Annotated in this window: 7 protein-coding genes; 2 read left to right on the forward strand and 5 right to left on the reverse strand. The window is 49.4% G+C overall.

What is annotated here, in order from left to right; genetic code table 11:
* Positions 1-298 precede the first annotated feature (298 nt).
* Both V7R82_RS03795 and trpB read left to right on the forward strand, forming a co-directional pair.
* Positions 299-8,065, forward strand: a complete 7,767-nt coding sequence (locus V7R82_RS03795) for a CshA/CshB family fibrillar adhesin-related protein (protein WP_338543506.1) — start codon at positions 299-301, stop codon at positions 8,063-8,065.
* A 362-nt stretch (positions 8,066-8,427) separates the two neighbouring features.
* The gene (gene trpB / locus V7R82_RS03800) at positions 8,428-9,639 is read left to right on the forward strand and encodes a tryptophan synthase subunit beta (RefSeq protein ID WP_338543507.1); all 1,212 of its coding nucleotides are present in this window, start codon (positions 8,428-8,430) and stop codon (positions 9,637-9,639) included.
* A 51-nt stretch (positions 9,640-9,690) separates the two neighbouring features.
* Here trpB and V7R82_RS03805 read toward each other — a convergent pair whose 3' ends face one another.
* The 5 genes from V7R82_RS03805 to V7R82_RS03825 all read right to left on the reverse strand — a co-directional run bounded on the left by V7R82_RS03805 (position 9,691) and on the right by V7R82_RS03825 (position 14,491).
* A complete protein-coding gene (locus tag V7R82_RS03805; RefSeq protein ID WP_291432278.1) occupies positions 9,691-9,879 on the reverse strand; it encodes a hypothetical protein in 189 nt (62 codons plus the stop codon).
* Positions 9,880-9,891: 12 nt separating this feature from the next.
* Positions 9,892-11,937, reverse strand: a complete 2,046-nt coding sequence (locus V7R82_RS03810; RefSeq protein ID WP_338543509.1) for an FtsX-like permease family protein — start codon at positions 11,935-11,937, stop codon at positions 9,892-9,894.
* Between the two features lies 1 nt (position 11,938).
* Positions 11,939-12,697 carry an ABC transporter ATP-binding protein gene (locus V7R82_RS03815; protein WP_023391891.1) on the reverse strand — a complete coding sequence of 253 codons (759 nt, stop codon included), beginning with the start codon at positions 12,695-12,697 and terminating at the stop codon, positions 11,939-11,941.
* A gap of 125 nt (positions 12,698-12,822) precedes the next feature.
* A complete protein-coding gene (locus tag V7R82_RS03820) occupies positions 12,823-13,815 on the reverse strand; it encodes a sensor histidine kinase (protein ID WP_338543512.1) in 993 nt (330 codons plus the stop codon).
* A complete protein-coding gene (locus V7R82_RS03825) occupies positions 13,805-14,491 on the reverse strand; it encodes a response regulator transcription factor (protein ID WP_023391893.1) in 687 nt (228 codons plus the stop codon). Before V7R82_RS03825 ends, V7R82_RS03820 begins: the two co-directional genes overlap by 11 nt.
* Positions 14,492-14,725: the final 234 nt, after the last annotated feature.

A 14,725-nucleotide genomic window follows, 5' to 3' on the forward strand; every position in this document is an offset into this window, starting at 1 on the left:
AACACTAAATATAGTTAGTGAAATTCGCCTATCGTTCGCTATTAAGTAATGTTATGATTGCTTGCTTAGTCAAGAAGCACTTGCATGTGCAATAGTAAAATTTTGTTGCTGAAATACTGAAAAATACCGTGCATTTTACTAGTAGATGTATTATAATTAGCTACGGAATTAAATAGGTGGCGATTCACAATGAAGCTTTATCCTGACGAAGTGCTGGTGTTTTCTTTTTCATGGGGGAGGATGGGCCTCAAAGTGATCATCTATTTGGTAGAATTAAGTTTAAGGGGGACAAGAGTCAATGTTCAGTAAGAATAATCGACTGATGAATGACCAACGTAAGGGCGAAAAAATCACGCGCTATTCCATTAAGAAGTATAGCTTTGGTGCTGCATCGGTTGCGGTTGCTTTCGGGATTTATTTTGCCAATGGGCCGGTGGTGTCGGCTCAAGAGCTAAGCAACAGCAGTAACTTGGTAAGTACTAGTCAAGTGCCAGTAGCGCCGGAGAGCCAATCACCTGATCAGGAGCAGTCGCAAGCAGCTAGCCAAGCTGCAGAGTCAAGCGCTAAGGAGCTAGAGGCTTCAAGTCAAGCATCAGAATCATCTAGCCAAGCAGACCAGCAAAGTCAGGCCAGCGAGACGAGTCAAGAAGCGGCACAGGAGGTTTCAGACTCAGCACAGCCTGAAGTAAAAGCAGAAGTCGTACCTCAAGCGGACAAGCCAGTGGTGAAAACACCAGGCTATCCAGTTAAGCCAGTAGCCAAACCTACTAGCTCAGCTATGCCACGGCCAAGTAGCCAAGGCCAAACCATCCCTAAGGGGACAGGTTTCCGCGATAGTGGGGCGACTGGGATTCCTATCGGGACAGGTCCTGCCGGAGCAGACGATGCAACTGCTACGCCTCGGGTTGATAAACCAAGCTGGGATGAATCAGTTAAGAAAGACAGTGTTCAGTTAGCTAAGCAAATTAGTTGGCTTGATTTTTCAGATAGCGCAAGTTGGAAAAACTTGGATCCACGTGGCGGTCTTCAAGTAGGGACTACCTTCACCAAGGAAATTTCACCTGGCTATGTAGTGACCTTAACGGTCAAAGAGCTCAAGCCTTTTAACTCAACTGAAATCTATAGAAAACGGGTCGCAGGTACTGCAACAGAGGGGACCTATAACCCCAACGCTGAGAATGGTTTCTTACAATCTGCGCGAGATTATGGTAAAACACCACCTCCTTCAGTTACAGGGGCAGCCCAGAACCAATGGACGACCATACGTGACCAAGGCTTCAATACTCAGAATCGAAAGACTCAATTGGTTTATCCAAAAAACTCTACCAACTGGGGGGTAAAATTCGATATTGAGGCTACCTATCTTGGTAAGCGGGTGGCCCCTACGGTGGTTATGGCCGATGGTGAAGATGCCAACCCAGGTGAATTCGCAATCTTTACTACTAATGGTTCGGGTTGGGAATACATGGGTGAATGGAAGAAGAGCAGTCCGGCCAAAGAAGCTTATACGGTTATCACCAAAAAAATGTTGGATGATGAGGACGTTAGGTTAAGGGGTCTTTTAATCTTAAAAGATAAGAGCGTAGACTGGTATAAATATCTCAGTCCAGATACTGTGACAGGAGGTCTGGGTACTCAGGTCTTCGGACCAAACCGTTCTAACGAACGGACGGTTCCAGTGGTAATGACCCGTGGGGCCTCTGAAGTAGGATTCTATGTGGCATCATCTGGGCAACAAGCCATGATGATGGGCTTCCTTGTGGTAGATGGGAGTGATGGGCCTGAGAGTTATGGCGAAGCCTTCCATACCATTTCGGGACGTGACTCGGTGACCGACGCCCCTATTAATCAACCTTATTTAGGGACAACGCCAGCTGATATTGATGTTGAGTCAGCTAATGACTGGTTATTAGATGACCGTAAGGAAGTCGCGGATGAAGGGGTTGCTCAACTATTGACAGATGAGCAATTAAGCAACTCCAATGATTTGCTGGACTTAACTAAGGCCCAAAATGGGACTTACAAACTCAAAATCAAGGCTAGTCCGAATGGAAATCCACAAGCACATATTAAGGCTTGGATTGACTTCAACCAGAATGGGAAATTTGAAGATAATGAAGGCAGCGACATCAAGACCATTACGGCTGCTGGCGACCACACCTTAACCTTCCAAGCGATTCCTGGTCTGACTGGAGGTCAAGTGGACAAGTTGGGCATGCGTCTACGTATTGCTACTAACGCGGGCGATATTGAGTCGCCAACAGGTATTGCCTTCAGTGGTGAAGTAGAAGATATGCTCTTGCACCGCATTTTCCCACCTAAAGGTGATAAGCAAACAACAGATGGCTTCACAGGTGAGACCCAGAATGCGACCCTTCACTTTACTACCAATGGAGGCAGTCGAGAAGATAATACTGCAACCATTGGCATGTCTAGCCAAGCGCCTCAAGTCTTAGACAATCAGGGCAATGTTTTGCAGTCAGCGGATGGCACGACTTATATTCGTCCAGAAGGGACCTATGTGGTGACCAGCAATGGCAATGACGTGCAAGTAGCCTTCACGCCAAATGCGGCCTTTTCTGGAACTGCTGAGGGTATTAACATTCGTTGGACTGACAGCAACGGCACCTCGACTGGTTGGAATTCTACTGATGCGTCTGACCCTAATAAGAATGATCAATTATCCACTATGGACGGTCGTTATGTGCCAACCGTTCGGAAGATTCCTAACTATGAAACGAGTGGTCTTCAAGGGCAAGATCAAAACAAAACGCTAGTCTTTAACGATGATGACACTAGTGCGACTCCTGTCACACCAGACGCTTCTCGTCCTGCAAGTTTTGTAGATGCAAGCGGACGGACAGTAACAGGTAACACGGTGCCTGCCATGGCCAATGGCCAGCAAGTGGGGACCTATGAATTGGATCCAAACACCGGCCAAGTGACTTTCAAGCCTAATAAGAGCTTTTATGGCACGCCAGACCCAGTGGTGGTTCAAGTCAATGATGCCGATGGTAAACCACACCGGGCGCGTTACCAACCGAGTGTAACCAAGGTGACGCCAACCAGCACCAATGCTGAGTCAACCGGCCTGCAAGGTCAACCACAAAGCGGTAAGCCAAGCTTCAACCCGGGTGACCAAGCCGTGCCGATTGATATGGCTAAACCAATGACCTTTGAAAATGGGACTGACACCTTGGTAGTAGCAGATCAAGGGACCTATACCATTAATGCAGATGGTTCCATCACCTTTAAGCCAGAGAAACAATTCACTGGTAAGGCGACTCCAGTGACGGTTAAACGTGTAGATGCTAATGGTACCGAAGTGACCGCTACTTATACACCTAACGTGACCAAGGTCACACCAAGTAGCACACCAGCCACTTCATCAGGTCCTCAAGGTGTCCCACAAACAGGGACACCAGTCTTCAAGGAAGGCGATCCAGCGGTCCCAATCGACTACAGCAAGCAAATGACCTTTGACGATGGTCAACCTAAGAAGACGGTTGTCGGCGTAGGGGAATATACCATTAATGCAGATGGTTCCATTACCTTTACACCAGATAAGAAATATGTAGGAACCCCTGCTGCAGTGACGGTCAAACGTGTTGACGAGAATGGTACCGAAGTGACGGCGACCTATACGCCAACTGTGACGGAAGTGACGCCAAAAAGTACCAATGCAGTCTCAAGCGGCCTGCAAGGTCAACCACAAAGTGGCAAGCCAACCTTCGCCCCAGGTGACAAGGCTGTGCCGATTGATATGACCAAAGACATGACTTTTGACGATGGGCAAAAAACTAAGAAAGTGGATAAAGTCGGGACTTATGTCATTGAGTCAGACGGCACGATTACTTTCACGCCAGACAAGCAATATGTGGGGACACCAGCTCCAGTAACTGTCAAACGTGTCGATACCAATGGCACCGAAGTGACGGCCACTTACACCCCAACAGTTACGCGAGTAACCCCAAGAAGCACCAATGCTGAGTCAACAGGCCTGCAAGGTCAGCCACAAAGTGGTAAGCCAACCTTCACCCCAGGTGACAAGGCTGTGCCGATTGATATGACCAAAGACATGACTTTTGACGATGGTCAAAAAACTAAGAAAGTGGATAAAGTCGGGACTTATGTCATTGAGTCAGACGGCACGATTACTTTCACGCCAGACAAGCAATATGTGGGGACACCAGCTCCAGTAACTGTCAAACGTGTCGATACCAATGGCACCGAAGTGACGGCCACTTACACCCCAACAGTTACGCGAGTAACCCCAAGAAGCACCAATGCTGAGTCAACTGGCCTGCAAGGTCAACCACAAAGTGGTAAGCCGACCTTTACCCCAGGTGATCAGGCTGTGCCGATTGATATGGCTAAACCAATGACCTTTGAGAATGGGACGGATACTTTAGTTGTAGCCAATGAAGGAACTTATACCATCAATTCAGATGGCACCATTACCTTCCAACCACTTAAGCAATTTACTGGCAAGGCGACTCCAGTGAAGGTTAAACGCGTCGATACCAATGGCACGGAAGTGACTGCTACTTATACACCTAACGTGACCAAGGTCACTCCAAGCAGCAGCCCAGCTACCTCAACAGGTCCTCAAGGTGTGCCACAAACAGGAACTCCAGTCTTCAAGGAAGGGGATCCTGCGGTTCCAATTGATATGGATTCGCCAATGACTTTTGAAGATGGTCAGCCTAAGAAGACAGTTCAAGGTGTAGGGGAATATTCAATCAACCCAGATGGGACCATTACCTTTACCCCAGACAAGCAGTATGTGGGAACACCAGCCCCAGTTACTGTTAAACGTGTGGATAAGAATGGGACTGAAGTGACGGCCACTTACACCCCAACAGTTACGCGAGTAGCGCCAACCAGCACCAATGCTGAATCAACTGGTGTTCAAGGTCAACCGCAAAAGGGCATACCAACCTTTACTGAAGGGAACCCATTAGTACCACTTGATGACACGAAACCAATGACCTTCGAAGACGGTTCAAGCACGAAGAAGGTTCCAGGTGTAGGTGAGTACTCCATCAACCCAGATGGTTCCATTACCTTTACCCCAGACAAGCAATACGTTGGAACACCAGATCCTGTAGTTGTAAAACGCGTAGACAAGAACGGTACGGAGGTAACGGCTAAGTATACTCCAACCGTGACTAAGGTAACACCAACTAGCACACCAGCGACTTCTACAGGTGTCCAAGGTCAACCCCAGACAGCGACGCCAGTCTTCACTCCAGGTGACCCAGCAGTGCCAATCGATTTGGATAGCCCAATGACCTTTGAAGATGGCCAGCCAACTAAGACGGTGCCAGGTGTCGGGGTCTACACCATTAACCCAGATGGTTCGATTACCTTTACCCCAGATAAGCAATACGTTGGGACACCAGCACCAGTCACTGTTAAACGCGTGGACAAGAACGGTACTGAAGTCACCGCTAAGTACACCCCAACTGTGACCAAGGTAACGCCAACAAGTACTGATGCCACATCGAATGGTGTTCAAGGCCAGCCACAAAAGGGCAAGCCAACATTCACCGAGGGTGATCCATTGGTGCCACTTGATGATACCAAGCCAATGACCTTCGAGGATGGCACAAGTACTAAGAAAGTTCCAAATGTTGGGACCTACGTCATTGAATCAGATGGTACGATTACCTTTACGCCAGACAAGCAATACGTTGGGACCCCAGACCCAGTTACTGTTAAGCGTGTGGACAAGAACGGTACTGAAGTCACTGCTAAGTACACGCCAACTGTGACGAAAGTAACACCAACAAGCACTGACGCTACATCGAACGGCGTTCAAGGCGTTCCACAAACAGGAACCCCAGTCTTCACACCAGGTGACTCAGCCGTGCCAATCGACTTGGATAGCCCAATGACCTTTGAAGATGGGCAGCCAACTAAGACTGTGCCAGGTGTCGGTGTCTACACCATCAACCCAGATGGTTCCATTACTTTCACTCCAGACAAGCAATTTGTTGGGACTCCAGATCCAGTGACAGTTAAACGTGTGGACAAGAACGGTACGGAAGTAACGGCTAAGTACACTCCAACCGTAACAAGAGTCACCCCAACCAGCACGCCAGCCACTTCAACAGGTGTCCAAGGCGTGCCACAAACCGGCAGTCCAGTCTTCACCCCAGGTGACCCAGCAGTGCCAATCGATGTGGATAGTCCAATGACTTTCCAAGACGGTTCAAGCACGAAGAAGGTTCCAGGTGTAGGTGAGTACTCCATCAACCCAGATGGCTCCATTACCTTCACCCCAGACAAGCAATATGTTGGGACCCCAGATCCGGTGACAGTTAAACGTGTCGACAAGAACGGTACGGAAGTAACGGCTACCTACACTCCAACCGTAACCAAGGTAACGCCAACCAGCACCAACGCTGAATCAAATGGTGTTCAAGGTCAACCACAAAAGGGCACGCCAACCTTTACTGAAGGGAACCCATTGGTACCAATTGATGCGGATAGCCCAATGACCTTCGAGGATGGCTCAAGCACTAAGACTGTGCCAAACGTCGGTGTCTACACTATCAACCCAGATGGTTCTATTACCTTCACCCCAGACAAGCAATTTGTTGGGACTCCAGATCCGGTGACAGTTAAACGTGTCGACAAGAACGGTACACCAGTCACCGCGACTTACACTCCATCTGTGACCAAGGTAACGCCAACTAGCACGCCAGCCACTTCAACTGGAGTGCAGGGCAAGAAACAAACAGCTCGTCCAGTCTTTACGCCAGGAAATTCATCGGTGCCAATGGATGACAGCGTACCAATGACCTTTGAAGATGGCAAGACAAGTAAGTCTGTCATCGGCGAAGGGGTCTACACCATCCAAGCAGATGGCTCCATCGAGTTTGTACCAGAGAAGACCTTCACGGGCCAAGGTTCGCCATTGACGGTTAAACGCGTCGATAAGAACGGCACCCCAGTGACGGCTACTTACCAAGCAACCGTTATCCCAGTTAAACCAGGTGCTAACGACGACTACTCTTCAGGCGTGGTTAACCAAGCCCAAACAGGTCAAGTTAAGTTTGTGCCAGGTTCTGCTAATGTTGACGGCACAGAACAATCCGTTGACTTAGTTCCAGGCAGCCTCAAGTTTGTGGTCAATGGCCAAGCCGTGGCTGACACCACTATTCCAGCCTTGGACCAAGCAGGTAACCAAGTAGGGACCTACAGCTTAGCCCAAGACGGAACCGTAACCTTCACACCAAATCCAGGTTATGTTGGCCAACCAGTTCCAGCACGCGTTCAAGCGACTGACGTCAACGGGACAACTGCGGAGGCAACTTATTCACCAGTTGTTAACGCTAGCGTGACAAGCGAGGGCATGAAGGGTCAAAGCCAAAGCAAGCTACCAGACTTCAAGGGCCAAGTAGATACCAAAGTTCCAGCTTACCTTGAAGGTGGGGTCACCAGCGTGACGGTTCCTGGTCAAGGGACTTACACTGTCAACCCTGAGACAGGGGAAGTGACCTTCACGCCAGAACCAGACTTTATTGGTCAGGCAAGTCCAATTACGGTCATCCGTCGTGATGTCAACGGGAAAGAACTGAAGATTCAGTACATTCCAACCGTTTACGGACAAGTGAAGACACAAGATACGACTTCAACCGGCTACCCAGGTGAAAAACAAACCGGGACGCCAGTCTTTGAAGGCGATGTGGATCTAACCATCCCAGCTACCTTCGAAAATGGTCAAACTGAATTAACCGTACCAGGGGAAGGGACTTATGTTCTTAACCCAGATGGTTCTGTGACCTTCACACCAGAAGCAGGCTTCTTAGGCCAAGCAAGTGGTGTGAAAGTAGTTCGGGTTGACCGCAACGGGCGCAAGGTGACCGCACAATATGTGCCAACCGTTGTGCCAGTGCCAGTCGCTCCAAGTGAGCCAGAGGTGCAAAGACAAGGGCTCTTACCAGCAACTGGTGAAGCCCCAGACTATAGCTTCTTCTCAGGTGTGGCCTTGACTATCTTAGCAAGTGTCGGCCTAGTTGCGACGCGCAAGCGCCAAGCGACAGATGAAGACTAAAGCCTAGTCAGATAAGACCAGCCCCAGCTTTCATTCGAGAGCTGGGGCTTCTTATTTTGAAATTTAGGCTTGCATTCTGAGAAAAAAGGTGTATAATGAGAATCGAATGAGAGAGAAGGAGGGCATTCGCCATGACATTTACTGCAACTCAAAGTTGGCAAAGCTGGCATAGATAAGTTGTGTGTATGTTCTGGAACATAGATGCAACTTTTAGCGTGGTCTAAGATGCATCTATGTTGGCGAATTTGTTCCCGATCAGGAGATTAAGAGCCGCATAGTCGCTACTATGTGGCTCTTTTTGTATCTTAGCTAGCTTTGACTTTTGATTAGATAGACAAGCAAAATTAGAGGAGGAATCCCTTATGACACAAGAATTAACACAAACACCAACAGGCTTTTTCGGAGAATTTGGCGGTAGCTATGTCCCACCACTTGTACAAGAAGCCTTGGACCAATTAGCGGAAGCCTATGACCGCTACAAGGATGACCCAGAGTTTCTGGCTGAATACCACCATTATCTCAAGGACTACTCAGGTCGTGAGACCCCACTCTACTATGCGGAGAGCTTGACCCAACATTTGGGCGGGGCTAAGATTTACCTCAAGCGTGAAGACCTCAACCACTTGGGGGCCCACAAACTTAACAACGTCATCGGCCAAATCCTATTGGCTAAACGCATGGGTAAGAAGAAGGTCATAGCAGAGACCGGCGCTGGTCAACACGGGGTGGCGACTGCTGCTGCTGCGGCCAAGTTCGGCATGTCTTGTGACATCTACATGGGGGCTCTAGACGTGGAACGTCAGCGCCTCAATGTCTTCCGTATGGAAATGCTGGGGGCCACCGTCCATGCCGTGCAAGAAGGGGAGCGAACCCTCAAGGAAGCCGTTGACGCCGCCTTTGGCGCATGGATTCAAGGCATTGAGGACACCTTCTATGTCCTAGGGTCGGCTGTGGGCCCTCACCCTTATCCTTCCATGGTCAAGGACTTCCAGAAGGTTATTAGCCAAGAAGCTCGCCGTCAGATTCTGGAAAAAGAAGGGCGCCTGCCTGACATGGTCATTGCCTGTGTGGGGGGTGGCTCCAATGCCATTGGGGCCTTTGCTGAATTCTTACCTGATAGCCAGGTAGCTCTGGTGGGGGTGGAAGCAGCTGGCCATGGTCTCCAGACCGACCGTCATGCCGCGACCTTGACCCTGGGGACTGTCGGGGTTGTGGATGGCATGAAGACCTATGCCCTTTTCAATGAAGATGGCTCAGTCATGCCAGTCTATTCCATCTCGCCAGGGCTGGACTATCCTGGGGTAGGGCCAGAACATGCCTATCTCAAAGATGCAGGCCGGGCTAAATATGTGCCAGCAACGGATGCCGAAGCTGTTCAGGCCCTCTTACTCTTAACCCGTCTGGAAGGCATTATTCCAGCTATTGAGAGCTCTCACGCCCTAGCGGAAGTCATTAAACGTGCCCCTCAGATGTCACCTGATCAAATCATTATCGTCAATGTCTCTGGTCGTGGGGACAAGGACGTGGCAGCCATTGCCGACTACCTGCAAGCTCACCCAGAACTCAAATTATAAGCTAAAAGAGACAGACCTTCTAAGAGGTCTGTCTCTTTTGCTCTAGTGCTATTAAGTTAAGAGGAGATGGGCTAGGCCAAGCGCTAAGATTCCAGCTGTCATTAGGGCCAATTTGCCTCCTAAGTGGGCCAGCCAGATGTGAAGGCTGAGCTTGACAAAGACTAGCAATCCCAGGACTAGCGAGAGGAGGCAGAGGGCTAGGAGCTTGATAGCGCGTGGAATTTGAAGTAAGCGGCTCATGGCTAGAACCTCCTAACTCTTGCTGGAGACAATCTTCTCGTAGCTGCGTGAAGTAATCAAGAAGACTAGGAAGTAGAAGAGGGTGATGGCCAGGGCGGTGCCAATAGTTGGCAGCAAGATATCTTCTAGGCGCATAGCGGAAATTAAGCGCAGGATTAGACTCATCATGTGATAGGCACCCGCCAGGTGGCAGAGGGCCAAGATAATTGGGGCGAAGAAGACCACAGTGATTTGCTTGCGGATGGTCTTGTGGATGGCTTGCTTGGTCAGACCGACCTTTTGAAGGATTTCAAAGCGATCTGCGTCTTCCAGGCCTTCAGAAATTTGCTTGTAGTAGATGGTCAAGGCTAGGCCCAGTAGGAAGATAGCGGCTAGGAAGATACCGATGAAGAAGATAGAACCAATCATCTGCATGTAGGAGTCGCGGATTTCCGCCTTAACCAGGAAGGAAGCATTAACGGGAATGCCTTCATCAACATGCACTGTCTTGAGCACTTCTTCAAGATGCTCGGCAGAAGCTAGTTGTTGGTCGTGACTGGCCTGGCTATTGGCATAAACCGTGTAACGACTAATGAAGTTGGTGCCTGCCAGCTTGTCTTGGATGACGGACAGGTCGGAGACAACTAAGAGGGTCCGGTGATCAACAAAGTTCATCGTGAAGTCTGGTGCCTTAGTCTCCAAGAGGTTAGAGGTCAGGTGTTCTTGAATCTGGAAGCTTTGGCCAGACACTTGGATCTCTTGATTCTTGCGGTCGGCCGCGCTAGCTTGATTGTCAAACCAGAGGACTTGGTTGGCTGCCAATTGATAGTTTTGGCCACTTAAGTGATTATAGTCGGCTAGGCTGATAATATTGAGGGTGGCACTTTCCTTGTCAGGATTATCATGTTTGACCATGCCAGTCTCGCTGTCGACATGAACTTCTTGTCCGGTAAAATCATGGCCATGGAATTTACCCATGACCTGGATGTAGTGGGTATGATCCATGTCCGCTAGGTCTAATTGATATTTCTGACCAAATTGACTTAATTGATCTTCTAGCGCCTTGCTCGCATCCACACTAGGCACTTGATAGGAGTAGTTGAGGCTGAGACTATAGTCAGTAGGATAGAAACGGTTAATGGCAGATTCAGTCCCCAGGAAGAGGGAAATGCCTGCAGATAAGGTCACCAATGCCATGGTGGAGAGTAGGCAGATAGTGGCCAGCCCGACCCCGTTTTTACGCATACGGAAGATCAGGTTAGAGGTGGAAATAAAGTTCTCAGGCTTATAGTAGTAGGACTTGCGGCCTTTGAGGAACTTGAGCAAGGTAATGGAGCCTGCCTGGAAGAGCAAGTAGGTCCCGCCTGTCACTAAGAGGACCGCCAGGAAAAAGACCATGATGGCAGCCAGGGCATTTTCAATGCTTAAGGCCAAGTAGTAGCCATAGCCCATGAGGCCTAAGCCAATTAAGGCGCTGAGCCAGGTAAAGCGGCCCTTCTTCTCCCCGCGTCGACTTTCACGAACTAACTGGAGAGGCTTGAGACGGAAAATCCGCCAGCTATTAATGACAATGAGGCTTAAGTAGAGGAGAAGGATTAAAGTCAGGCAGGTCCACAGGTATTGGGGCTGGAACTTGGTATCCAATTCCAGGCTCAAATCCATAATCCGCTGATAGAGAGCCAGAATAAGGCGGTTGACCAGGACGCCACTGGCAAGCCCAACTAGGGCTGACAGGCCACTGAAGACGGTGATTTCAATCCACATGAGGGAGAGCAGGTGGCGGCGCTCCAAACCAAGGATGCCGTAGAGCCCGTATTCCTTGGTTCTTTGCTTGAAGACGAAGCCGTTAGCATACCAGATAATAGCGGCCCCGGTAATGGCTAGGATAATCATGCCCAGAGCCAGAACGGTCACGATGGAAGGACCTCCCCGCAGGCTAGACAGGCTAGGATTAAAGGCCAGGGTGATGAAGTTATAGAGGAGGGCTACCGAGGTCACGAAGGCCAAGGCGAAGGGCCCATAGAGACGGTAATTCTTGCGCAGGTTGGCCAGCGCTAAGGGAAAGAGTACTTTGCTCATCTTACTCACCTCGACTTGCCATGGCGGTCAGGGTGTCACTGATTTGTTGGAAGAAGGCGGTGTCGGTCTTGTCCCCGCGGAAGAGTTGGTGATAGAGAATGCCGTCGCGAATGAAGAGGACCCGCTTAGCCTTGCTGGCAGCCGTCGTTGAGTGGGTGACCATGAGGATGGTTTGGCCCTGGCGGTTAATGGCTTCGAACTGGTCCAGAATCATGGCCGAGGACTTGGAGTCTAAGGCCCCTGTTGGTTCGTCGGCTAATAAAAGGGAAGGTTGGGTAATAATGGCCCGACCAATGGCTACCCGTTGTTGTTGCCCGCCTGATAATTCATAGGGGAACTTGTCTAAGAGGTCGCCAATGCCTAGCAGGTTAGCGACCGGCTTAACCCGGCTATCCATTTGCTTGGCAGGTTGGTTGGAGAGAACCAGGGGCAGGATCATGTTGTCCTTAACGGATAGGGTGTCTAAGAGGTTGAAGTCTTGGAAGACGAAGCCCAGCTCATTACGGCGGAAGGCCGCCACATCGGCTTGCTTAATGGTAGTGGTGTCTTGACCGTTGAGATAGACTAGACCCTTGGTTGGCTGATCTAAAAGGGCCAAGATATTGAGTAGGGTGGTCTTACCAGAACCTGATTCCCCCATAATGGCCACATATTCACCTGCTTCGATAGAAAAGTGAATATCCTTAAGAGCTTGGACGGCTTGGCCGCCAAATCGTGTATGATATGTTTTTTGTACGTGTTGAACATCTAGTAAAGTCATGTCAGTCACTCCTTCTTGAGTTATTTGATAGTTTCATTATATAAAACCGGAAATTGCCTTACCTTAGCTTTGGCTTGCAATTTCCGGTTTAATCTTACATTATTGTCACTTTGGCAGTGACTGACTTAATCTTGGGCTAATTGGGCTTGATTCAAGTCCAATTGAATTTGAGTGCCTTGGCCCACTTGGGACTTGAGGGTCAGGCCAATACCTAGATTGGCTGCGATGGCCTTGCAGAGGTAGAGGCCCAAGCCAGAGGATTGCTGGGAAACCCGGCCGTTAAAGCCTGTAAAGCCACGCTCGAAGACCCGAGGAATGTCCTGGGCTTGGATACCAATGCCTGTGTCGGCAATAGTCAAGATACCCTCTTGGATACTAATCTTAATGGTCCCTTGCGGGGTGTATTTGATAGCGTTAGACAGGAGTTGCTCCAGAATCAGCTCCAGCCACTTGCGGTCGGTCACATAGACATAGTCTAGACCTTGCAATTCCAGGGTCAGGGGCTTATGGATAAAGAAACTCGCATATTTTTTGACCACTTGATTAACTAGGTCCTGAATCTTGACCGATTCTATCTGCAAATCTTGGTGGAAGGTATCCATACGCAGATAGTGTAAGACAAGGTCGACATATTGGCTAATCTTGAAGAGTTCCTGTTGCAGAAGGGGCCGGAGCGGACCTGTTGGATCCAGCTGCTCGACTAGGAGTTGAGCGGCCGATAGGGGTGTTTTGACCTGGTGGGCCCAGAGGGTGTAGTAATCTAACTGTTCATGGTAGTTGGCTTGATAGGCTTGCTGGGCTTGGAGCAGTTGGTGGTGAGCTTCTTGCAGGCCCTGCCAGATAGTCTGCTCAGCCAAAGTAGAATTGGAGTCCTTAAGATGGTGCTGGTGATTGGTCAGCTGTAGTTCAACCCGTTGAGTGTGGCGCCATTCCTTCCAGGCATCTAGGCCTGCAAGGGTCACTTGTAAGACCAGGCTTAGGGTCAAGATATAGAGGGCAAGGTCCTGGTATTGGGCAAAGGCAAAGGCCGAAATCAGCAGTAGACCGTCTTGCAAGAGGCCGCTAACTAGTAGCCAGCGGCGGTTGCGTAGCCAGGATAAGAAAAAGTTAGGCTTCATGAGCAGTCACCAGGCCGTAGCCAATTCCTTTCTTGGTGTGGATGAAGTCCTCCAGGCCCACGCCTTCTAATTTCTTACGGAGACGGGCCATGTTGACACTAAGGGTGTTGTCGTCGATGAAGACTTCACTGGACCAGAGTTCCTGCATGAGTTGGTCGCGGCTGACATAGTGGCCAGCTGAGGCGAAGAGGACCCGCAGAATCTGGAATTCATTCTTAGTTAAATCCACCAAGTTGCCCTGGTAGTGGAGTTGGGTGGTCTTGAGGTTGAGCATGGCCCCGTGATACTCAGAGAATTCCGTCTCGGCGGTCAGCTCATAGGCTCGGCGCATGAGGCCTTGGATTTTAGCTACTAGGACCATGCTGTCAAAAGGCTTAGTAATATAATCGTCTGCCCCCATATTAATGGACATGACGATTTCGGTGGCTTGGTCATGAGAGGACAGGAAGAGGATAGGGACATTGGAGACTTTGCGGATTTCCTGGCACCAGTAGTAGCCGTTAAAGAGCGGCAGGGTGATGTCCAGAATGACTAACTGGGGTGAGGTTTGCAGATAGAGGTCCAAGACCTTATCAAATTCCTGGACGAGGATGACCTCATAGTGCCAGGTGGCCAGGATATTTTGGATGGATTGGGCGATAATAGGGTCGTCTTCGACCAGTAGAATCTTATACATGGGAGCCCTCCTTTGCTTCTATTATAGTGTAGCATAGGTCGACATAAGCGCCAAGTCTCAAGGGGGACAAGGAGAAATTTGCCAAATCCTAAAATAAATAGGCAAAAAGACTTTACTTTTGGAACTTGTTCCATTATAGTATCAGAGTGGTAGATTAATTAAGAAAATGATTAAGATGCTTTGCTTTCTTCTTGATTATTTGAATGATGTAATCCATAAAAAAATAAGGAGGAA

The sequence above is a fragment of the Abiotrophia defectiva ATCC 49176 genome, assembly GCF_037041345.1.
In the GTDB taxonomy this organism is placed as follows: domain Bacteria; phylum Bacillota; class Bacilli; order Lactobacillales; family Aerococcaceae; genus Abiotrophia.